The sequence below is a fragment of the Aeromonas sp. 3P genome, from assembly GCF_051919745.1.
Taxonomy (GTDB): Bacteria; Pseudomonadota; Gammaproteobacteria; order Enterobacterales; family Aeromonadaceae; genus Aeromonas; species Aeromonas veronii.
The window spans coordinates 2,239,522-2,261,323 of sequence record NZ_JBQBED010000001.1 but is presented as its reverse complement, the minus strand read 5'-3'; the positions used below and the strand labels follow the sequence as shown (position 1 = coordinate 2,261,323).

Genomic DNA, 21,802 nt, shown 5'->3' with positions numbered 1-21,802 from the left:
TTCTCTTATTTGTGAATAGCGTCGAATACCGTTGAACATACCAATAAGATGCATGCTCGCCGCGTGTTTTGCGGCGTAAAAAAACCTGCCAGCTGAGCTGGCAGGTCGGGTGACAAGGCGACACAGATTGACGCCATCAATGGCGGGCGTGCTGCTCGCCGGAGGGGGGAGACAGGGGCGCCATCATTGGCGCAGTGGAGGACTCCTTGCCCAGTTTGAAAACCGCAAGCCGCTCATCCAGGCTGCGGGAGAGACCGGCCAGCAACTCGCTCTCCTGCGCCAGTTGCGAGGCGGACTGGGACATCTCGAGCGCCGAGTCATTGATGCCGCTGACGTTGCGGTTCATATCCTCGGCCACCATGCTCTGCTGCTCGGCAGCGGTGGCGATCTGGGTCGCCATGTCGCTCACATGCTGGATGTGGTTGACGATCAGGGTGAGATCCTGCCCCGCCTGCTGGGATTGATTGACGCTGCTCTCTGCCAGTTTGCGGCTGGTGTCCATGGCATTGGCGGCGGTGACGGCCCGTTGCTGCAGCTGGGCAATGGTGCTCTGGATCTCCTCGGTGGATTGGCGAGTCCGGCTGGCCAGCTGGCGCACCTCGTCGGCTACCACGGCAAAGCCACGGCCCTGCTCACCGGCACGGGCTGCCTCGATGGCGGCGTTGAGGGCCAGCAGGTTGGTCTGCTCCGAAATGGCGCTGATGACAGCGGTCACTTCGCTGATCTGCATCACCCCCTCCTTGAGCTGGTTGACCTGCTGGGTGGCCTGCTCCACCTCGGTGGCCAGCGCCTTGATGCCGTGCACGCTGGCGTGAACGTCGCGGTTGCCGAGCCCGGCTTCTCCGGTCGCTTCCTGGGTATCCCGCGCGGTATTTTCGGCGTGTCCGGCCACATCGGAGATGGTGGTGCTCATCTCGTTCATGGCGGTAGCTAGCTGGGCCAGCTGATCTCGTTGGCTGGTCACCGCCTGATTGGTCTGCTCGGCAGAGGCGGCGATGCGCAGGGCGGCATCCGCCACGTTGCGGGCCCCCTGGCTGGCTTCCAGCAGGGCGTGGCGGATGGCATCGAGACTCTGGTTGGTACAGCGGGCGACCACACCCAGCTCATCCTTGCCCTGTACCGGGATGCTCACCACCAGATCCCCCTTGGCGACCCGCTGCATGGCGCTGTTGATCTGGCTGAGGGGGGAGACGATGGAGTGGGTGATACGCCAGCCCAGCAGCCCCATCAGCAGGATCACGATGGCGGTGGCGGTACCCATCTTCATGTACTGGGCCCAGATGGTCTGCTGAATATCTTGCAGCAGCATGCCGGAACCGAGGATCCAGCCCCAGGGCTGATAGCCGGAGACCATGGATAGCTTGTCGGCGGTCTCACCCGACGGGCCGACCCACACATATTGCAGAGTGCCCTGTTTGCCTCCTTTGGCGATATCCACCATCTGATACCAGAACTGCCCGGCGGTGGCGGCGCCCCCTTCACCCATCTTCTGGCCGACCAGTTCGGGACGGATGGGGTGAACCACCATGGTGCGGTTCTCGTCGATGACGAACAGGTAGTTGTTGCCATCAAAGCGGGTGTTGGTCAGCAGCTTGCGCGCTTCCTGCTGGGCCTGCTCTGCTGGCAGGGTGCTGGCCAGAAACTGGATCTGGCTCATGGCCTGCTCCAGTACCGCATTGAGCCGCGCCTCTCGCTCGCTCATCAGATTGCGCTGGAGCGCGTTGGCCGAGATAAGCAGCAGCGAGACAAAACCGACAAACGCCAGTGCGAGCAGCAAGATCAATTTGCGGCTCACGGTGATATCACCGAGCTTGAACATGACTAAACCCTCATTTCCCTGTTGATTTTATGTGGCTCTGTACCGCGGCAGCCAGTTCGTAAGAGTTAACAACTCATTTACTTTCAGTCTCTTGCCGAGCTTTCTCAAATGAGCGTTTTAACATCAGTATAGTCAGCAGACAGCAACCCCCACTTTTTGGTAGCGTGTTGATGCGCATCCCTGCGCAATTTTTGCCAAAGAGTGTGAATGGTTTGGCATTTCTTCAAAAAAAGGAGTGGGCCCCGCTGCGGGTGACCCCATAACAAGAGGGAATTTATGAGTTCCATTGCCAGGAATTACTTCAACCAGCTCAACGCCGACTACCTGCAGGTGCACAGGCGCAAGGAGGATCTCTTCTGGTCCACCTATATGGGCACCAGCGATGATCAGGCCGGTTTCACCGCGGCCGAGCAGGCCTACAAGGCCTTTTGTGCCAATCCGGCCCGTCTGCCCGAATTGCGGGAGATGTTGGTGCAGGCCGACGAGGATGACCTCAAGCGCGGTCTGCAAGGCTGGATCGCCTTCTTCGAGTGCAATGTGATTGAAGATCCCGCCGCTGCCGCCCTGATGGATGAGCTGGTAGCCGCCGAGGCGGAGCTGTTCGCCCGCCGCAAGGGGCTGAAACTGACCCTGCTGGATGAGCAGGGCCAGCAGGTCGCAGGCAGCCTGCCCGCCGCCAGTACCTCGCTCGCCGCCAGCCCGAACGAGGCGGTGCGCCAGAGCGCGCTCGCCATGTTCCACACTCTGGAGCAGTGGGTGGTCGGCAACGGTTTTCTCGAGGTGGTGGCGATCCGCAACCGCTTTGCCCGCGCCATGGGCTATCGCGACTACTTCGACTACAAGGTGCGCAAGAACGAGCAGATGAGCCCGGAGCAGCTTTTCGCCATCCTCGACGACTTTATTGCCCGCACCGACGCCCGGTTGCAGCAGAGTCTGGTCGAGCTGAAGGCCGCCAAGGGCGAGGCGGCACTGCTGCCTCACAACCTGCGTTACAGCGTGAGCGGCGATGTGACCCGCCAGCTCGATCCTTACGTGCCCTTCTCGCGGGCGCTGCGGGATTGGGTCGAGAGCTTCCGCCGGCTCGGCATCCAGTATCGCGGGGCGACCCTGACGCTGGATTTGCTGACCCGGGAGGGGAAATACGAGAACGGCTTCTGCCATGGCCCGGTACCGAGCTTCTTCCAGCAGGGGGAGTGGGTGCCGGCTGTGGTCAACTTCACCAGCCTGGCCGATCCGGCGCAGGTGGGCAGCGGCTGGAGTGGCCTCAACACCCTGTTCCACGAGGGGGGTCACGCCGCGCACTTTGCCAATGTCACCGGCAATGCCCCCTGTTTCTCACAGGAGTTCCCGCCCACCTCCATGGCTTATGCCGAGACCCAGTCGATGTTCTGCGACAGCCTGCTGGACGATGCCGACTGGCTCAAACGCTACGCCAGAAATGCGGCGGGAGAGGCTGTTCCCGACGCCCTCATCAAGGAGATGATCGCCGCCCGTCAACCGTTTCGTGCCTTCAACGAACGCCAGATCGCGCTGGTGGCCTACTTCGAGCGGGATCTTTACGCCATGGCCGACGGCGATCGCACCCCGGCCGCCGTGCTGGCGCTGGCCCGCCAGTGGGAGCGCAAGATTGTCGGGGTCGAGAGCCCGCGCCCGCTGCTGGCCATTCCGCACCTCCTTAATCAGGAGTCGGCCTGCGCCTATCACGGCTACCTGCTGGCGCTGATGGCGGTGGAGCAGACCCGCGCCTATTTCCTCAAGCGTGATGGCTACCTCACCGACAATCCGCGTATCGGGCCGGATCTGGCCGCCCACTACTGGGGGCCTGGCAACGGCATGAGTCACGATGAGACCCTGCGCAGCCTGACCGGCGAGGGATTTAGCGCGGTGCCGCTGGCCGAGGCATGCAACCTGAGCGCCGCCGAAGCCTGGCAACAGGCGCAAGCCTGCATGGCCGCCGCGCAGCAGCGCCCCGCGGCGGGTGAGGGAAGCCCGCTCGATGCTCATATCCGGGTGGTACATGGCGCCGAGCTTATCGCCGACAACAGCGAGTCGGAAACCCGCATGCTGGCCGACTTCGAGGCGTGGATCGTTGATCATTACCGACGAGCGTCAGCCGCGTAAACCACAGTGCTCCCGGTGAGCATGCCGGGAGCACGGCGCCTTATGGCTATCCCTTGTTACAGCTGTAGTGGGGGATACCTCACTAGGGATGGGTACGACACCAGGTGTCGCTTTGGCAATAGTGTCCGCGATTTTCCCATCAAATATGTATTCATATGAAGATGAGCGTGAACAGTGAGCGGCAAGGTAATAGATTCGGTGATTCACGCTGTTATGTCTGTTTTGTTAATAGTGTTTTTTGCACTCACCTTTGTGCATAAAGATTGATCTATTCATCTTTTTGAGAACCATTCCCATCTTGCTGGATTGACTAAATTGTCCACAGCTGCAAAATCGCCCACCTTGCCACTCCCGATGTGAATCGGGTTCGGAAAGCCTCAGATCTCCGCCCGGAGATGGCTGGGCCGCACATAGGAAAGGTGTGGCCGTTGCCCGCCTTTCACCCTCGAAATCAGCACACAAGTCAGGAAGCCCTCTTGCTCATCAGGCAGGAGCGGACGGGTGTGTATATCCGTATGGTCGTGCAGGGACGATATGACCAGCGTTTGTTATGGGTGGTATGTTGCGAATGAATCGCATCTTTTTGATGTTGGCGCTGTTGCCCCTGCTGGTGTGTGCCAGTGAGGTGGACAGAGTGCGTGAAGCCTGGGTGATCAAGGCTCGGGCGGGAGAGCTGGATGCGGCAGCGCATGGGCTGGATGCTCTCTATCGACAAAGTGGTGATGGCAAGGTGCTCGATGATCTGATCGCCGTGCAGCTGTGGCGGGGTGATCGCAAGGGGGCGCTGGCCGCCTGTGAGCCGTGCGAGCTCAACCCCATCAGCAACAGTACGCTGGAAGAGGTGGCCCGTGCCGCCCGCGACGAGAAGCGCTACTCCGAGGCGATCAGCTATTACCGCATCCTGCAGGGACGCGATCCGGCCAACCGCAATGGCTGGCTCGGGCTGTTTCTCACTGCCAGTGATCAGGGCAACCGCGAGCTGGCCCGCCGCGCAGCGGGTGAATATGAGGTCAACTTTGGCCGCGACCAAGCGATCCTCGAAGCCCGCATCTATGCCGCCCGCCAGGGTGAAGATCCCATGGGCGAGCTGCTGGCCCGCCAGCAGTGGCTGGAGCTGGAGCCGGATAACCACGAACAGGTGCTGGCACTCTATCGGGTAGCCGTGAGCCTGGGGGCGGGGCCTGCGGCAGCAGACCTGATGGGCCGTTACCCCAAGCTGTTCAAACCGGTCGACCGGCTCTGGCTCGACTACTACCAGGCGGTCAATCTGCTGCGGATCTCGGCCCAGACCGAAGATCCGGCGCTGGCCCGCCGCTCCCTGACCCGCACTCTTGTGCTGCAAGAACGGATCCTGGCCCGCGCCCCCCACGATCATGTGCTCTATATCAGTGCCCGCCGAGATGTCGTGGTGACGCTGGTGGCCCTTGGCGAGTTTGCCCGAGCCGAACGGGAGTCCGCTACGCTGCAGGCCGAGGGGCCATTGCCTGACTATGTGCTGGAGGCGCGCGCCGATGCACTGGCCGGGCTGGGGCGGGTGGATGAGGCCTCCGTGATTTACCAGCAACTGGCGACCCCTGCACGGGCCAAAGACAAACGCCTGCTGGAGAAGCGCTTCTATGCCTATTCGGATGGAGAGCGCTATGGCGCGGCGCAGGGGCTGCTGGCCGGTTGGCAGGAGCCGCCGACTCGCTGGGATTTCACCGGCAACATGCGGATGGCCAACGACGACTACGAGAAGGTGTTGCAGCTTAAAACCTTGCTGCAGGCCTGGCGTGGTGAGGCGGGCGCGGCAGAGCGGCAGCTGGAAGGATGGCTGAAAACCGCGCCTGCCAATCCCTGGCTCTGGCTGCAACTGGGGGATATCCGCCGCTGGCGGGGTCATCCCGATGAAGCCGAGCAGGCCTATCAGCAGGCTGTGCGCTGGCTGCCAGCAGGACGCACCGTGCTGGCCGAGCCGGGTCGCCTCAATGCCCGGCTCGACAAGGGCGACTGGCAGGGCACGCCGCAGGCCGTGCGCACCCTTGGCAACCTGACCCGGGATCGTCAGGAACTGCAGCAGCGGCTGACTCTGGAGCAGGCCCCGCAATTTGTCACTGACCTGACTCATGGTCGCAACGAAGGGGGCTCGGTGCAGGCTAGTCGTGACTGGAGCTACGACAGCCGCCTCTACAGCGCTCGCAGCGATGGCGGCGATCGGCTGTTTGTCCGCCGTCAGGGCAGCTTTGGCGAGTTCGACCAGCAGCCCGAGCGCGCGGCCTATACCGGGCTGGGGGCCGAGATCTTTTTCTACCCGCTGCAACTGACGCTGGAGGGGGGCACCGGCAGCGAGCTCAACCACAAAGGCTATCTCTGGAGTCGCCTCGATTGGCGGCTGGATGATCACTGGACGCTGGGCACGGCCATCAACCTCAACAGTGCCGACACCCCGCTGCGGGCATTGGCGCGCGGCAACTACGCCGATCAATACCAGCTCGATCTGGGCTGGCGTCAGGATGAGACCCGCGAGGGGTCACTGCGACTGGAGCAGATGGATATCAGCGATGGCAACCGGCGGCTGACGGCCTCCGGTTGGCTGCGTCAGGATCTCTGGCGCCGGGATCGCTGGTGGTTCGATACCACCTTGCGCGGTGCCACCTCCCGCAACGAGGCGGTGGAGGTCGACTACTTCAACCCCCTGCAGGATCGCAATCTGGAGCTGGAGCTGGCGGGGCGCTACCGGCTGCCGCTGGACGGGCGTCGCTCTTTGCTGCAGAGCCTGACCATGAGTGGTAACAACTACTGGCAGCAGGGCTATGGCAGCGATCAGGGGTGGCAGCTCAGCTATCGCCATGACTGGATCCTCTCTCCCGCTCTCAGCCTGGGCTATGGCTTGGGCCGCCGTCAGGCCATCTATGACGGTAACCCCGAGTTCGGAAATTTCATCTTCGCCAATCTGCAATGGAGTTTCATGTGATGAAACGCTGGCTTGCTCCTTTCGTTTTGCTGCTTGCACTGCTGCCTTCGCTGACGCAGGCGGCCCGGCAACCCGATGACTATGTGGTGCTCTGCTACCACGATATCGTCGATCTGAAATTGACCCCCAACCTCAAGCTCTATCCCCAGACCATCCGGCGCGACACCCTGATCCGCCACTTCAACTGGATCAAACAGCAGGGCTATCACCCGGTCAGCTTCCAGCAGATCCTGGATGCCAAAGCGGGCAAGGCACCGCTGCCGGAGAAGGCGATCCTGCTCAGCTTCGATGACGGCTACGAGAGCTTCTACCGGCTGGTCTATCCGCTGCTCAAGCTCTACAACTATCCGGCGGTCTTTGCGCTGGTGGGCAGCTGGCTGGATGTGGCCAATGACAAGATGGTCCCCTACGGCAATGACAAACTGCCGCGCAGCTACTTCGTCGGCTGGCCGCAGATCCGCGAGATGCAGGACTCCGGACTGGTGGAGCTGGCTTCCCACACTTTCACCTCCCACTACGGGCTGCTCGCCAATCCGCAGGGCAACGTGCAGCCGGCGGTCACCACCGCAGGCTGGAGCCAGAATGGCTACGAGAGCATGGCCGACTATCGGGCCCGTATAAAAGCGGACTTCGACGCATCGGCCAGCCAGCTCAGGGAGCAGACCGGTCGGGCACCACGGATCCTGGTCTGGCCCTACGGCGCCTTCAACCAGACGGCGCTGGAGCTGGCCAGTGCGGCGGGGATGCCCTACACCTTCACCCTAGCGGAAGGGCTCAACAAGCTGAGTGACTCGGGCAGCACGGTGCGCCGCTATCTGCTGGAGGAGGACACCAGCCTCGAAACTCTGGACGAGATCATGGGGGGCAATACCTGGGAGCGGCAGGTGGAGCGCTTGGTGCACGTGGATCTGGACTATGTCTACGACAAGGATCCGCAGCAGATGAACAAGAACATCGACATGCTGCTGGATCGGATCAAGGGTTACGGCATCACCACCGTCTATCTGCAGGCCTATGCCGATGACAACGGCGACGGGGTGGCGGAGGCGCTCTATTTCCCCAACCGTCATATGCCGGTCAAGGCGGATCTCTTCAACCGGGTGTCCTGGCAGCTCAAGACCCGTGCCGGGGTCAAGGTGTTCGCCTGGATGCCGGTGATGGCCTACGACATGGGGCCGAACCACGCCTATGTCACCGACAGTCGTACCGGCGCCCCCGCCAAGGGGCAGTATCTACGCCTTTCGCCCTGGGATCCTGCCAGCCGTCAGCTGCTGCTGGATATCTATGAGGATCTCGGTTTTTACACCAAGTTCGATGGCCTGCTGTTCCATGACGATGCGTTCCTCAGCGACTACGAGGGGCCGATGTCGCTGGCTCGCACCCCGAATGCGCTGCAGGCGCAGGGGGAGCAGAAGACCGATTTGCTGATCGACTTCACCATGGCGCTGCGCGATGCCGCCGCCCGCTACCGGCAAGGGGGCGCCGACGGTCTCAAGACTGCCCGCAACATCTATGCGGCGTTGGTGACAGAGCCGCAATCCCAGCAGTGGTTTGCCCAGAGCATGGCGGCGTTTGCCAAGGCCTATGACTACACCGCCGTGATGGCGATGCCCTATATGGAGCAGGCAGAAAACCCCGATGAGTGGCTGGCCAGGCTGGCGGAGGATTCACTGGCACAGGTGCCGGCCAATCGGCTGGTGTTCGAACTGCAGAGCCGCAACTGGCGCACCGACCAGCCTATCCCCGATGCCGAGCTGGTGCGCTGGATGCAGATCATCCAGCGCAAGGGGGTGACCAACTTTGGCTACTACCCGGATGATTTTCACAACAACCAGCCGGATCCGGCCGTGCTCAAGCCAGTCTTCTCGGTGCAGACCCAGCCTCAGCCGACCCAGCTGCCGGTGACACCGGTCGCAGTCAGTGCCGCTAAAGCCACCCAAGGGGAGGCGATGCGGTGAAGGATCTTCTGGAAGGGATAGCCATCTTTACGTTGGCCTATCCCAGTCTGATGGCCATGGTGTGGGTTTGTGGTGGTCTCTATTACTACTTCCAGTGGGAGCGAAGGGATATCGCGCTGGCCAAGCGGGGGCTGGAGCTCCCCTATTACCCCAGAGTGACCTTGATGGTGCCCTGCTACAACGAGGGGGCCAACGTCGAGGAGACCATCGGCCACCTGCTGCGCCAGCGCTATCCCGATTTCGAGGTGCTGGCCATCAACGACGGCAGCAAGGACGACACAGGCGCGCGGCTGGATCGGCTGGCACAGCAGGATCCGCGCCTGACCGTGCTCCACCAGCACAATCAGGGCAAGGCGATGGCGCTCAACAACGGGCTGGCTGTGGCCAGCGGGGAGATCCTGGTCGGCATCGACGGCGATGCGGTGCTCGACTATGACGCGGTGCGCTGGATGGTGAAGCACTTCATCGAGAGCCCGAGGGTCGGAGCGGTCACCGGCAATCCGCGGGTACGCACCCGCTCCACCATCATCGGCAAGATTCAGACCGGCGAGTTCAGCTCCATCATCGGCCTCATCAAGCGGGCCCAGCGGATCTACGGCACTGTCTTTACCGTCTCCGGGGTGGTGGTGGCCTTTCGCAAGCAGGCGGTCGAGGCGGTCGGTGGCTGGAGCAATGACATGGTGACTGAGGATATCGACATCAGCTGGAAGCTGCAGCTGGCCGGCTGGCTCATCCACTATCAGCCCCAGGCGCTCTGCTGGGTGCTGATGCCGGAGACGGTACGCGGTCTCTACAAGCAGCGGTTGCGCTGGGCACAGGGGGGCGCCGAGGTGTTTCTGCGCTACGGCTTGCTGGCGATGCGCTGGCGCAACCGCCGCTTCTGGCTGCTGCTGCTGGAGTATCTCTCCAGCGTGGCCTGGTGCTACAGCATGTTGCTGCTGGCGCTGATCTGGCTGATTGAGCCTGACGTGAGCGGACTGGCAGTGGGTCATCTGTTCCAGTGGACCGGGGTGATGATGACCGCGATTTGTCTGGTGCAGTTCGGGGTCAGCATCTTTATCGACAACCACTACGACAAGAGCATGGCCCGCAGCTTTATCTGGTGCGTCTGGTATCCGCTCATCTACTGGCTGCTCAATCTGGTGACCGTGGTGGTGGCGGTGCCCAAGGCGATCCTGCGTCGTCGTGGCCAGCTGGCGGTGTGGGAGAGTCCTGACAGGGGGGAGTCGTTCCGTGACAAAACATAAGCTGGCGAAGGAGATGATCATCAGCAACGGTACCCGGCGCAGCTGGAAGTATCGGCTGCGGGATCTGCTGATCCTGCTGGTGACCTGGGTCGGCTGGATTTTTCTGGCCCTGCAACCCTGGCTCAACTATCTGGAGGCGGAGGAGGATGAGAGCTTTATCGGCTCGCTGGATGCCATCGAAGTGGGACAACTGTTTCTTGCCCTGCTGTTCGGCATCTTCCTGCTGATCCACTCCTGGGCAAAATACAACAGGCTGCTGCACCGCTTGGTGGGCAAATGAACGGACTCAAAAGCGCCGTAATCATGAGGGGCCGGTCGGCCCCTCACTTTTTATCACCGATCAAACACTGCGAAGTGGGCGGGGTACCCGGAGCGTTTTTTTCGGGCCGGTTTGCCATAGCGATGTCGCCGACACTCCCAAAACCAGTCGTTTTGCCCCTAATTTTTCATTCATCAATAACTTTATTTCCGCAATTTTCACAGATGGCATGTCGTTCAAAGCGATCCATGTTGGCCAGAAAGGGGCCTGCGGCCCAGCCGGTAATGAAGTCTTTGATAAATGCTGTTCGTTTTTGCTCCGGTGTCGGCTGTTTGCCAAAGGATTTGTCGACCAGCACCACGACATGGTTGGTCTCGCGCTGACAACTCGGGCTGACGCGTTGTTCAGTGGATGAAAGCAAGGGGGGACTCCTTGTGCAGAAGAGTGGGCAGCAGGTTTTCCGCCGCAGATATGTAACGTCCCCATTTGATTCCTTTTTCTGGCAGGTCGTCAATCACAGCGGAGGTGGATTGTGCGCCATCTCCTATGAAGAGGGGCGAGCCAACAAACGTGATCATAAGGGGGCATTCGGCACCTATTTTGTTTCCGTTTGTCACACATTGCCACACAAGCTTCCCCCTCTGGCAAAGTCTTGTGACCAGACGGGTGTGTAATGGCTCCATGAGCAGGGAGATGAGGCCCTGCCGCGATGGAACCAGGGAGCATGTTATGACGAACAAATGGATGTGGTGGCTGTTGCCGCTGCTGGCGGTCGGGGTCTGGTGGCTCGGTTATGCGGGGGATGCCAACGGGGTGTGGCCCTGGCGCCATGATGTTGTTACTGACCGGCCTGCTGGGGATGACCTATATGGCGATTTCGTTGTTGCTGGCATTGCGCTTGCGGCAGCTGGAGGTGTGGTGTGGCGGTCTGGACCGGATGTTGCGATTGCACCGCCAGATGGCCATCGGCGGTGCATTGGCGCTGACCGCCCACTGGCTGTTGGTAGAAGCGCCCAAGTGGGCGGTCTCGGCAGGTTGGCTGAGTCGTCCCGCCCGGCGTGGGGCCAGCGGTGCCGGAGTGGGTGCTGGCGCAGGCAATGGCATCTCGCTTCATGCCCTTGGCAATACCCTGGGTGAGTGGAGTTTCTATCTGCTGATCGCGCTGGTGGTGGTGAGCTTGCTGGCGCTGGTGAGTTATGGTCGCTTTCGGCTGATCCACCGGCTGGCGCCGCTCATCTATTTGGCGGGTTGGGGGCACGGGCTCTGCCTGTTGCCTCAGATTGGGGCCATGACTCCCGTGGGGGTATCGATCTGGTTGATCGGCGGGATCGGTGCTATCGGGGCCCTCGACTCCCTGTTGGGACAAGTGGGAGCGCGGGATCGCCATCCTGGCCGGGTCATTGCGGTGCGGGGGCTGGCGGATCAGACCTGCGAGCTGACCATGCAGCTGGAGAGGCCGCTCGCCCATTACCGCCCGGGTCAGTTTGCCTTTTTCGAATTTGACGCCAAAGAGGGGCCGCACCCCTTTACCCTGGTGCGGGTGTCGGCGGATCGGCGCCAGCTGGTGATCGCGGTGCGGGCGCTCGGGGATCATACCCGTCAGCTGGTGGCAGAGGCGCGCATCGGGGATGGGGTGGTGGTGACCGGGCCCTATGGCGCCTTTGTCGCCCCGCAAGGGGGGGGTAGAGCCCTCTGGCTGGGGGCCGGGATAGGTATCACGCCGTTCGTCGCCTGGCTGGAGGGGCTGGCTGCCCGTGGGGAGCGGGGCGAGGGGATCACCCTGATCCAGTGCGCGCCGGATCTGGCGGGAGCTGTCTACAACCGACGGTTGGCCGAGCTCTGTCATCGCACCGGCGTGCGCTATCAGCTGCATCTGGACAAGACAGCCGGGCGGCTGGATCTGATCCGCATCGCGCAGGATGCGCCCGAGAAGGTGTGGTTTTGCGGGCCGGAGGGGATGGCAGATGCCCTGACCCGGCTGTTGCCGGACGGGCATCTGCATCGCGAGCTGTTTCGCTTTCGTTGAGCTCGATGGGCGCCGTTATTTGGCGCTGGCTGGCAACTGCTTGAGGGCGGCTTGTACCGCCGCCTCCAGCTGCGGGTCGCGTCCAGCCACCATGTCAGCCGGAGTGAGGGGCACCTGCTGGTCCGGGATCAGCTCCTGATTCTCGTAGAAGGTACCGTCCGGTTTGCGCAGCCCCAGGGTCGGAATGCCGTAGGAGAGTCCCGGGATCAGCCGGGAGTCGTGGCTGTAGACCATGGTGCCGGTGCCGGGCACCGGATCGCCGACGATGGGGCCGACCTTGAGGGCACGGTAGTACTCGGGGAAGGCGGAGCCTTCCGAGTAGCTGCCAGCGTTCACCAGCACCACCGAAGGCTTGGTCCACTGGCGAGTGGCGGCATCGGTTTCCCCCTTGCCCTGACGGGGCCAGCTGCTGGCCATCCCCTTGGCGCTGCCGCTGCCGGTCAGAAACTCCACCAGGGTATTGGCGAGATAGCCACCGCTGTTGAAGCGGACATCGACGATCAGCGCATCGCGATTGCGCTGTCTGCCGAGGGCATCCGCCACCACCGCATCGTAGACCTCGCTATTCATTGCCGGCAGATAGACGTAGCCGACCCGTCCTCCGCTCAGGCTGGCCACCAGCTCCCGCCGTTTCTCAATCCAGCGATCCTGTTGCAGCTGGTACTCCTGCTGCTTGTTGATGGCGGTGAGCACCACCTCGTCAGTTTGCTTGTTGCCCTCCTGCTGGAAGGTGAGGGCAAGCCGGGCACTGGCCTGATGGTTGAGGGCCCGATCCAGCTCGGCCAGATTGGCAATCGGGATGCCGTTGATGGCGAGCAGGCGGGCGCCCGGGGCGATATCGCTCTCCTGATCCAGCGGGCCGCCGGAGAGCAGGGCGGTGAGCATCACCCCCTGCTCGCCATCCTGCCAGTAGCAGCCAAGGCTGGCGGTCTCGTCCGCCATGCGCGGGAAGGGGGCGGGGCCGCTGCCCCAGGTGTGGGAGACATTGAGCTCGCCAGCCAGCTCTGCCAACAGGTTGCCAAAGTCCCGCGGGTTGCCGATGCCCGGCAGCAGGCGGCGGTAAGCGGCGACATAGCTATCCCAGTTCACCCCGTTCATATCGTCCAGATAGAACTCGTCCCGGGTGAGCCGGGCGATCTGATCGAAGGCGGCGGTCATGCGTGCCTGCCAGCGGCTGCTGGGTTGCAAGGCGAAGGGGGCGCTGGTGGCCTCGCCGGAGTCGAGGTGGATCCGGGTTATCTCCCCATCCCGCACCAGGGTAGCCAGGGTGCCCTGCTGGTTGAGGCTTGCCAGCGCTGGGCCGGGCTGCTCGCCAAACAGTTCGCTGGTTTTGCCTTTGCGCAGATCCTGGCTGTAGCCCTTGATCTCGCTCTCGCTGTTGACCCCCATCTCCTCCACCAGATAGATCAGCTGGTCGCCGATGATGCGGCTGGCGAGCAGGGTGCCGGTGGGTTGTAGCAGCAGTGCTTCTCTATGGTTGAGACGATCGCTCTCAAAGCCGTATCCCCCTTTCGGCGGCTCCAGCTCGGCAATCGCATCGGCTCTGGCGGCGCGGCTGCTGTAAATGCCGAGCAGGTTGGTGACGAGGGGCTCGCCATCGGGCCCCAGTGCGCCAAATCGGGTCGATTGCCAGTAGAGGATGGCGCCATCCTGGCTCCAGCCCGGTTGCCCATCCTGATAGCCGTTGAGGCTGACATTGACCGGTTTGGCCTTGGAATTGGCCGTGTCGATCACCGCGATCTCCTGCTCTGCCGCATCGGGGCGGAAGGTGAGCGCCAGATGGCGGGAGTCGGGGGCAAAGGCGAGATGCACCTCGTGGCGCGACGGGTTGAAGCTGGCAGGCACCAGCTCCCGCTGCTTGTTGCTCGCCAGATCCAGCAGGTGGATGGCCTGGCCATCCACCACGAAGGCGAGCTGCTTGCCGTCGGGGGATAGCACCGGACGGCTGATCCCCTTGTCGGGAATGGCCAGCAGCAGACTCTCGGTCAGAGTGCCGGGATCGCTGAACAGCAGATCCGGATCCCCCCTGCGCAGGCGATAGAGGGCAGCGTGCCCCTGCTGCTCCGACAGATAGATGAGGGCACGGCCCTGCTCGGCGAAGAGGGGGCTGGACTGCTCGCTCGGATCTCGGGTCAGCTGGCGCACCCGCTCCCGCTCGGGGTCGACGGCAAACAGGTTGCCCTCGCTCACCAGGATCAGCTCATCCGCCTCTTCGCTGACCAGCGCTTCGTCTGCCAGGGTCAGGGCCTCGCTCGCCTCATCCGGCGCGCTGGCCACTTGCGGGGTGAGGGTCAGCTTGCGTGGCTCGCTGCTACCGGCATCAAGGCGATAGAGTTCCCCCAGCCATGACCAGACCAGATCGCCATTGCGAGAGGCGCTGAGCCCCCGCACCGGATGGCCCTGATAGTGGGTCAGCTGTTGCTCCTTGCCGCTGGCGAGATCCCGGCGCCAGACGTTGAAATCACCGCTGCGCTCGCTCAGGTAAAAGAGAGCATCTCCCTTGTCGCTCCAGACCGGATCGGTGGCCGCCACCCGATCTTCGGTCAGCTGCTTGTGCTGCTTGCCATCAAACAGCCAGAGGCGGGGCACCGCAAACGAGTGCTGATGCTTGCGAAAGGGTTGATCCGCCGCGGGCATCTGGTAGACGAGCCGCTCCCCGTGGGGGCGGGCCAGGGTCGCAGGCAGCGGCAGATTGGCCTGCAAGGTGCCGCCGGTGATCGGGGTCCAGTAGAGCTCGCCCCATTGGTAGCCTTCCGCGACAAAATGGTCGGCATCGGGCGCCCCCAGGCGCTGGCTGCTCAGCAACAGCCGTTTGCCATCGGCGCTGAAGGCTTGCGGCAGGTCGGTGCGTGAATCGCGAGTGAGGCGCACCATCTCGCCGCCGTTGGCGGGTACCACGAACACATCTTCGTTGCCGTAGAGATTGGCGGCAAAGGCGAGCTGTTTGCCATCCGGCGACCAGATTGGCCGCTGGCTCAGGTAGTCGCTGCCGGTGAGTGCCGTGGCGGGGCCACCCTCGGCACTGGCGACAAAAATGCGCCCCTGCCAGGTGAAGGCAAGCTGCTTGCCATCGGGGGAGAGGGCGGGCTCGCGCAGCCAGAGTGCATCGGCGGCGACACTGGCAGGCAGCCAGAGCAGAAGTGGCGAGAACAGCAGGGTGGCGAGGCGGCACGAAGAGCGCATGGCATGATCCTGTCGGGGAGTGGAGTGTTATCTTCGCCGATCGTTGCCCCGGGTGCCAGCGCGATAATTTTTTGTATCTTGTTGTTTTAACTGTTAATTACCAATGCCAAATGACGGCGTTCAAGGAAGATGGCTTGGCTGCGGCAAGATATGTTTTGCCGGGCATATTGAGTATTGATGGCGATCCAATATCATGGCGCTCGCTCGCCGCTCGGCGGGCATCGTTCAGATGATCTGGTAACAAGAAAAGCCCGCACCAGAGGCTTGTCGAGGGATGGAATGAGAGCCGTATTACTGTGTTTGTTGGGGCTTTGGCCCGCATTGAGTTTTGCCTTTACCGAAAAAGCCGATTTGGTGGTGGTCAAGAAGTCGACCTATAGCCTGACCCTGATGAAGGATGGCAAAGAACTGAAGCGCTACTGGATTGCTCTGGGCCCGGCGCCCAAGGGGCACAAGCAGCAGGAAGGGGATCAGCGTACGCCGGAAGGACGCTACACCCTCGACTACAAGAAGACCAATTCCGGCTACTACAAAGCCATCCATATCAACTATCCGAACCTGGATGACATCAAGCGTGCCAATGAGCTGGGTGTTCGTCCGGGTGGCATGATCATGATCCACGGCCAGCGCAACAGCATTGGCAACCGCAGGGTTCAGCCTTCCAACTGGACCAACGGCTGTATCGCCATGCTCAATCACGAGCTGGATGAGGTGTGGGACGCGATTGATCCGGGTACGCCCATCGTCATCGAACCCTGATCCGCACAACGGGGGCCTTGTCGGCAGACAAGGCCCCCGTTCTGTTTGGGGTGTGATCCTCTCTCACGGATGTCTTTTTGAGACATTCGTATTGTTGTGAATGTCACTTCAAAAAAAGCCTGCAAATGGTGAGGATATGGGCTCTATCCGTGAAGGAGTGTCCCATGTCTTTGATCGAAACCTGTCAGCGCATCGTGCGCGATCCCCATCTCTCCGCTGCCCAGAAGAGCCACGCGCTGGCGCTGGCCGCCGAGAATGCGTTGCCCTACCCCGACCTGCCTGCCGCAGTCGCCGAGGCGATGGAGCAGGGATTTATCTGCGACATGTTCGAAGGGCACGCCCCCTACAAGCCACGTTATGTGCTGCCGGACTATGAAAAATTCCTGACTCAGGGCTCTGCCTGGCTGGAGCTGGCGGCGCCGCAGGATTTCGACGAGGCGCTCAACGCCCTGCGCATCCTCTATCACCATGTCCCCTCCGTCACCGGCATGCCGGTCTGGCTGGGGCGGCTCGACCATCTGCTGTTGCCGTTTGTCGGCGAACTGGATGACGAGACCCTCTATCGCAAGCTGAAGGGGTTCTGGATCTATCTGGATCGGGTGCTGCCGGATGCCTTCATGCACGTCAACATCGGGCCGGATGACAACCGCATCTGCCGCCTGATCCTGCGCATCGACAACGAGCTCAAGCAGGTGGCGCCGAACCTCACCTTTTTCCACGATCCGGAGCAGACCCCGGACAGCCTGCTGTTGCAGGCGGTGAAGAACATCGCCGAGTGCAGCAAGCCGCACATCGCCAACTACCCGATCCATCGCGATACCTTTGACCAGCGTGGTTTTGGCATCGTCAGCTGCTACAACGCCCTGCCGCAGGCCGGTGGCGCCAATACCCTGGTGCGCATCTCCCTCAAGCGGGTCGCCGAGCAGTGTCAGGGGATCGATGATTTCCTCGGTTGCCTGCTGCCCCATTACTGCCGCTTGGCCTCTCAGCTGATCGAAGCGCGGGCTGCTTTCCTCCATGATGAGTCCGGTTTCTTCGACAGCTTTCTGGTGAAAGAGGGGCTGCTGGATGAGGATCGTTTCGTCCCCATGTTCGGTATCTACGGCATGGCGGAAGCGGTCAATATCTTGATGGATAAAGAGAATCTGCCGGATCGCTACGGCCATGGCGAGGAGGCGAACCAGCTTGGCTATCGCATCTCGGCCCAACTCTCCGCCTATGTGACCACGACCCCGCAGACCCATGCCTGGGGTGGCCGCGCTTTATTGCACTCGCAAGGTGGCCTCAGCATCGATGTGGCTGTTACCCCCGGGGTGCGCATTCCCTACGGGCATGAGCCGGATCCGGCCAGCCATGTGCTGGCACTGGCACCGCACCACACTTATTACCATTCGGGGATCAGCGAGATCCTGACGCTGGATCCCACCATCCGCCAGAACCCGCAGGCGCTGTTGCAGCTCTGCAAAGGGGCGCTCGCTATCGGTATGCGCGAGTTCACCGCCAACGTGGCCGACAGCGATCTGGTGCGGGTGACCGGCTACATGATCCGCAAGAGCGACGTGGCCCGCTTCGCAGCCGAGGGGTCGCGCTTGCAGACCACCTGTCTTGGTGCCGAGGCGAGTGAAGTGACTGCCATCCGGCAGCGGGCACCGCGGGTGGTCGCCCACGAATCGACCATCTGCAAGTATTGAGCTCGAACCTGATGGCTGACGCCTTGCCAACACGCAGCGCCCTGGTGAGCAGGGTGCTGCCGTTCTCCTGTGTCGACGGGCCGGGCAACCGGCTGGTGCTGTTTCTGCAAGGGTGCAACTTTCGCTGCCCCGGCTGCCACAACCCGCACACCATAGGGCTGTGTGACGATTGCGGTGACTGCCTTGCGGTCTGCCCAAGCGGTGCCCTCACCTTGAGCGAAGGCAAGATACAATGGCAGGCGGCGCTCTGTACCGATTGCGACGCCTGTCTGGATGTCTGCCCGCGCAGTGCCAATCCCAAGACTGCCACCATGACGGTGGCCGACGTGTTGGCCCTGCTGCGCCGCTACGGCCCACTGCTGAGCGGGATTACCGTCTCCGGCGGCGAGGCGACCACCCGGCTCCCCTTTGTGGTTGCGCTCTTTACCGCCATCAAGGCCGCGCCGGATCTGGCCCATCTCACTTGCCTGCTCGACAGCAACGGTTCGCTGGCCGAAACCGGCTGGCAGCGGCTGCTGCCGGTGCTCGACGGCGCCATGCTCGATCTCAAGGGGTGGCGTGACTCGGTGCATCACACCCTGACCGGCTATGGTCGCGAGCGGGTGCTGGCATCGCTGCAACTGCTGGCACGCCACGGCAAGCTGACCGAACTGCGGCTGCTCCATGTGCCGGGCAAGAGCGATTTTCTGGACGCAGAGGGGAGGCTCGATCGCGGTCTCGCCGATTTTCTGCGCCAGCTCGGCGCTGTGCCCATTCGCCTCAACGGCTTTCGCCACCACGGGGTGCGGGGGGAGGCGGCGCAATGGCCAGAGGCTCACCAAACCGAGCTGGAACAGCTGGCCAGCCGTTTGCGTGCAGCGGGATTGGGGCCGGTCTCACTGCCTGCCTTGATGGGCTGAGTGGCTGCGTCATCCGGTGACCGTCATGGCGTGAGGTGTGGCATGGAAAGGCCGCAACTGTGATTTCTGTCTATTGGAGGGGGCGAGAACGGCGGCTAGAATAATGGCCATCTTCTTACCCCCTCAATGACAGATAATCATGAGTGAAAGCAAGGCGTTATATCGGGTTCAGTTTATTTGCCACAGCGAGCGCTACGAAGTTTATGTGCGCGAAGTCAATCAGGGCCAACTGTTTGGTTTTATCGAGATCGCCGATTTTGTTTGGGATAACCATACGGCGCTTATCGTCGATCCCAGTCACGAGAAGCTCAAGAGCGAATTTGCCGATGTGCGCCAGACCCTTATTCCCATGCATCAGGTGCTGCGCATCGATCAGGTGAAAAAGCAGGGGGCAGCTCGCATCACGGATCTGGGCAGCAACGTTGCCTCCTTCCCCAGCCCCATCTATACCAAACGTCCCTAGTCCCTGCTTGCCGTTGATGTTTCACCGCGGTGAAACATCAATCTCTGCTCGCTGTCGTCCGGCTCAGGGCTCAATCAATTCGCGACCCAGTTGCAGGATCCGCTGGCGGAACCAGTGACGGGCCGAGCCATCACCGGCCGGGCCATACCAGACCAGACTGTGACTCACCTTGCCGTAATCGAACGGTGCCGGACGCATCACCAGATCCGGCTGACTGGCCATGCAGGCCGCCCAGCCACCGATGGCGGTGAGGATCAGGTCGGTTTGAGGCAGCAGAGCCGCCGCGCTGGCAAAATCGGGCAGGGTGGCGCCAATCTGGCGACGCACCTGCTGCTGGGCCAGGCTCTGCTCGAAGAAGGGGTTGGCCAGCTCCTGATCCCGGATGGCGATGTGGCGCCAGCTCAGGTAGGCATCGAGATCCCAGGGTTTGGCCAGCGCGGGGTGGTCTTTGCGCAGCAGGCAGACCAGTTTTTCTTCCCGCAGGGTCTCCCACACCAGCCCGGGCTGGCGCGGCAACGGCTGGCTCTGGTCATGGGGCAGGATCACGAAGTCGAGTTTGCCCGCTGCCAGCGCCTCCAGCCCCTGTTCATCCTTGTTCCAGATCTCCGGCACCATGCCCGGCACCTCTTTCATCAGCTGACCCAGAATGGGGCCCACCGGCCAGGTCATCACGCTCTCGCGCAATCCCAGCCGCAATGTGCCCTGCCACTGCTGCGGGTTGAAGGCGTTCTGGCGAGTGAGGCCGTTCAGCTCCCCCAGTAGTCGATGCAGGGTGGGAGCCAGTCGCTCGGCCATGGGGGTGAGCAGCAACTGGTTACCCTGACGGTAGAGCAGTTGATCCCCCAGCAGATCCCGCAGTTGGTTGAGGGTTTTGCTGACGGTGGAAGGCGTGGTGCAGAGCCGCTCGGCGGTGCGGGTGACGCTCTGGTTGTCGAGCAACAGGTGCAGGGTGACCAGATGGCGACCTCCCAGCCGAGAGAGAGCGATCAGATCCATAGTGGCTCCTGAAATTGATGAAGATAAACAGGCTTGGAATCAGAAAGATTCAACGTGACCTGCTGGCATTCTCTCACAGCAGGGGGAGGGTGAGCAGACTCCTCAAGAGGTGACTGCGAACGCAACAGACAAAAAGCCCCGCCAAAGCGGGGCTGATGCGGATTAGCCCTTGAGCACCGCCGCCATGGCGTCAGCCACATAGTCGACGTTGCGGCTATTGAGGCCCGCCACGCACATGCGGCCGGAGCGTACCAGATAGACGGCGAACTCCTCGCGCAGGCGATCTACCTGCTCCGGGGTGAAGCCGGTGTAGCTGAACATGCCGCGCTGGTTGATGAAGTAGCTGAAATCGCGGCCCGGCACCTTGGCGCTCAACACCTCGTAGAGCTTCTGGCGCATCGCCTTGATGCGGGTGCGCATCTCGGTCACTTCATCGACCCACATGGCGTGCAGTTCGGGCTGGCTCATCACAGCCGCGGTGATCTGGCCACCGTGGGTGGGAGGGCTGGAGTAGTTGCGGCGCACGGTGGCCTTCATCTGGCCCAGCACCCGGCTGGCCTCTTCGACATCCTGGCAGATGACCGACAGGCCACCACAGCGCTCGCCGTAGAAGGAGAGGTTCTTGGAAAACGAGTTGCTGACGAAGAAGCTGACACCGGCGGCTACCATGGCGCGGATGGCGTAGGCGTCCTCTTCCAGTCCGTCACCGAAGCCCTGATAGGCGATATCCATAAAGGGGATCAGGTTCTTATCGACCACCAGCGCGATCACCCGATCCCACTGGGCGCGGGAGAGATCCACTCCGGTCGGGTTGTGGCAGCAGGGGTGCAGCAGCACGATGCTCTTCGCCGGCAGAGTGCTCAGGCAGTCGATCATGGCGTCAAACTGCACGCCGCCGGTGGCCGCATCGTAGTAGGGGTAGTCGTGCACCTTGATGCCGGCGCCCTCGAACATCGCCTTGTGGTTGTCCCAGGTGGGATTGCTGACCCACACCTCGGAGGTCGGGAAGTAGCGCTTGAGCAGATCGGCGCCGATCTTCAGCGCGCCGGAGCCACCGATGGTCTGGATAGTGGCGATACGTCCCGCCTTGACCGCTTCATGGTCGGCACCAAACAGCAGATGTTGCACTGCGGTGCGGTAGTTGGCGGCGCCTTCCATAGGCTGGTAGGGGCGCGGCGCCGGGGCGGCGGCGCGCTGGGCTTCGGCCTGCTGCACCGACGGCAGCAGCGGAATGCGCCCCTGCTCGTCGTAATAGAGGCCAATCCCCAGGTTCACCTTCTGCTCGCGGGTGTCTTTGTGGAAGGTCTCGACTAGCGTCAGGATGGGGTCGCCAGCATAGGCATCGACGTGTTCAAACATGGGGGATCCTTGAAATTGACTGTCCAGTAAAACCGGCGGTCAGCCGGGCTGGACATCATGGCGCAAAGC

At 62.2% G+C, this 21,802-nt stretch carries 14 protein-coding genes and 1 pseudogene; 10 read left to right on the top strand and 5 right to left on the bottom strand.

Annotation, left to right across the window (positions count from 1 at the left end; all coding sequences use genetic code 11):
• Positions 1 to 136: 136 nt before the first annotated feature.
• Positions 137 to 1,819, bottom strand: a complete 1,683-nt coding sequence (locus ACTG19_RS10265) for a methyl-accepting chemotaxis protein (RefSeq protein ID WP_439989048.1) — start codon at positions 1,817 to 1,819, stop codon at positions 137 to 139.
• Positions 1,820 to 2,095: 276 nt separating this feature from the next.
• Here ACTG19_RS10265 and ACTG19_RS10260 point away from each other — a divergent pair, with 276 nt between their 5' ends.
• The 5 genes from ACTG19_RS10260 (at position 2,096) to ACTG19_RS10240 (ending at position 10,378) form a co-directional block, all read left to right on the top strand.
• Complete coding sequence (locus tag ACTG19_RS10260; RefSeq protein ID WP_113740063.1) at positions 2,096 to 3,940, top strand: M3 family metallopeptidase; 1,845 nt, start codon at positions 2,096 to 2,098, stop codon at positions 3,938 to 3,940.
• A gap of 568 nt (positions 3,941 to 4,508) precedes the next feature.
• Entirely contained in the window at positions 4,509 to 6,893 is a 2,385-nt protein-coding gene (gene pgaA / locus ACTG19_RS10255; protein WP_234923190.1) for a poly-beta-1,6 N-acetyl-D-glucosamine export porin PgaA, read from the top strand.
• Positions 6,893 to 8,851 carry a poly-beta-1,6-N-acetyl-D-glucosamine N-deacetylase PgaB gene (gene pgaB / locus ACTG19_RS10250; protein ID WP_113740064.1) on the top strand — a complete coding sequence of 653 codons (1,959 nt, stop codon included), beginning with the start codon at positions 6,893 to 6,895 and terminating at the stop codon, positions 8,849 to 8,851. Before pgaA ends, pgaB begins: the two co-directional genes overlap by 1 nt.
• Positions 8,848 to 10,098: a poly-beta-1,6-N-acetyl-D-glucosamine synthase gene (pgaC, locus tag ACTG19_RS10245; protein ID WP_113740065.1), complete on the top strand. Its 1,251-nt coding sequence runs from the start codon at positions 8,848 to 8,850 to the stop codon at positions 10,096 to 10,098. The genes pgaB and pgaC overlap by 4 nt, the downstream gene beginning before the upstream one ends.
• Positions 10,085 to 10,378 carry a hypothetical protein gene (locus ACTG19_RS10240; RefSeq protein WP_113740066.1) on the top strand — a complete coding sequence of 98 codons (294 nt, stop codon included), beginning with the start codon at positions 10,085 to 10,087 and terminating at the stop codon, positions 10,376 to 10,378. The genes pgaC and ACTG19_RS10240 overlap by 14 nt, the downstream gene beginning before the upstream one ends.
• Positions 10,379 to 10,544: 166 nt before the next feature.
• Here ACTG19_RS10240 and ACTG19_RS10235 read toward each other — a convergent pair whose 3' ends face one another.
• Positions 10,545 to 10,778 (bottom strand): hypothetical protein, encoded by a 234-nt coding sequence (locus ACTG19_RS10235; protein WP_113740067.1) that lies wholly within the window; start codon positions 10,776 to 10,778, stop codon positions 10,545 to 10,547.
• Between the two features lie 308 nt (positions 10,779 to 11,086).
• On the opposite strand from ACTG19_RS10235, the pseudogene ACTG19_RS10230 reads away from it, so the two are divergent.
• A pseudogene (locus ACTG19_RS10230) lies at positions 11,087 to 12,383 on the top strand (ferredoxin reductase family protein).
• 15 nt (positions 12,384 to 12,398) lie between these two features.
• Here the strand turns inward: ACTG19_RS10230 and ACTG19_RS10225 are convergent.
• On the bottom strand, positions 12,399 to 15,566 hold the full coding sequence (locus tag ACTG19_RS10225; protein ID WP_439989047.1) for a S41 family peptidase: 3,168 nt from the start codon (positions 15,564 to 15,566) through the stop codon (positions 12,399 to 12,401).
• A gap of 279 nt (positions 15,567 to 15,845) precedes the next feature.
• On the opposite strand from ACTG19_RS10225, the gene ACTG19_RS10220 reads away from it, so the two are divergent.
• From ACTG19_RS10220 to ACTG19_RS10205, 4 genes are all read left to right on the top strand, one after another.
• The gene (locus ACTG19_RS10220; RefSeq protein WP_042084254.1) at positions 15,846 to 16,325 is read left to right on the top strand and encodes a L,D-transpeptidase family protein; all 480 of its coding nucleotides are present in this window, start codon (positions 15,846 to 15,848) and stop codon (positions 16,323 to 16,325) included.
• 164 nt (positions 16,326 to 16,489) lie between these two features.
• Positions 16,490 to 18,016 (top strand): YjjI family glycine radical enzyme, encoded by a 1,527-nt coding sequence (locus ACTG19_RS10215; RefSeq protein ID WP_368172337.1) that lies wholly within the window; start codon positions 16,490 to 16,492, stop codon positions 18,014 to 18,016.
• Positions 18,017 to 18,027: 11 nt separating this feature from the next.
• Entirely contained in the window at positions 18,028 to 18,915 is an 888-nt protein-coding gene (locus ACTG19_RS10210) for a YjjW family glycine radical enzyme activase (protein ID WP_439989046.1), read from the top strand.
• Positions 18,916 to 19,054: 139 nt separating this feature from the next.
• Positions 19,055 to 19,378: a DUF1820 family protein gene (locus ACTG19_RS10205; RefSeq protein WP_005340296.1), complete on the top strand. Its 324-nt coding sequence runs from the start codon at positions 19,055 to 19,057 to the stop codon at positions 19,376 to 19,378.
• A gap of 63 nt (positions 19,379 to 19,441) precedes the next feature.
• On the opposite strand, the gene ACTG19_RS10200 is transcribed toward ACTG19_RS10205, so the two are convergent.
• A complete protein-coding gene (locus ACTG19_RS10200; protein ID WP_100646832.1) occupies positions 19,442 to 20,374 on the bottom strand; it encodes a LysR family transcriptional regulator in 933 nt (310 codons plus the stop codon).
• Between the two features lie 162 nt (positions 20,375 to 20,536).
• Positions 20,537 to 21,733 carry an amino acid aminotransferase gene (locus ACTG19_RS10195; RefSeq protein WP_439989045.1) on the bottom strand — a complete coding sequence of 399 codons (1,197 nt, stop codon included), beginning with the start codon at positions 21,731 to 21,733 and terminating at the stop codon, positions 20,537 to 20,539.
• Positions 21,734 to 21,802: the final 69 nt, after the last annotated feature.

Excerpts from the sequence above, each read along its gene's own strand:
- ACTG19_RS10265 (WP_439989048.1), bottom strand. The coding sequence starts at position 1,819 with ATGTTCAAGCTCGGTGATATCACCGTGAGCCGCAAATTGATCTTGCTG.
- ACTG19_RS10260 (WP_113740063.1), top strand. The coding sequence starts at position 2,096 with ATGAGTTCCATTGCCAGGAATTACTTCAACCAGCTCAACGCCGACTAC.
- pgaA (WP_234923190.1), top strand. The coding sequence starts at position 4,509 with ATGAATCGCATCTTTTTGATGTTGGCGCTGTTGCCCCTGCTGGTGTGT.
- pgaB (WP_113740064.1), top strand. The coding sequence starts at position 6,893 with ATGAAACGCTGGCTTGCTCCTTTCGTTTTGCTGCTTGCACTGCTGCCT.
- ACTG19_RS10225 (WP_439989047.1), bottom strand. The coding sequence starts at position 15,566 with ATGCGCTCTTCGTGCCGCCTCGCCACCCTGCTGTTCTCGCCACTTCTG.
- ACTG19_RS10220 (WP_042084254.1), top strand. The coding sequence starts at position 15,846 with ATGAGAGCCGTATTACTGTGTTTGTTGGGGCTTTGGCCCGCATTGAGT.
- ACTG19_RS10215 (WP_368172337.1), top strand. The coding sequence starts at position 16,490 with ATGTCTTTGATCGAAACCTGTCAGCGCATCGTGCGCGATCCCCATCTC.
- ACTG19_RS10210 (WP_439989046.1), top strand. The coding sequence starts at position 18,028 with ATGGCTGACGCCTTGCCAACACGCAGCGCCCTGGTGAGCAGGGTGCTG.
- ACTG19_RS10205 (WP_005340296.1), top strand. The coding sequence starts at position 19,055 with ATGAGTGAAAGCAAGGCGTTATATCGGGTTCAGTTTATTTGCCACAGC.
- ACTG19_RS10200 (WP_100646832.1), bottom strand. The coding sequence starts at position 20,374 with ATGGATCTGATCGCTCTCTCTCGGCTGGGAGGTCGCCATCTGGTCACC.
- ACTG19_RS10195 (WP_439989045.1), bottom strand. The coding sequence starts at position 21,733 with ATGTTTGAACACGTCGATGCCTATGCTGGCGACCCCATCCTGACGCTA.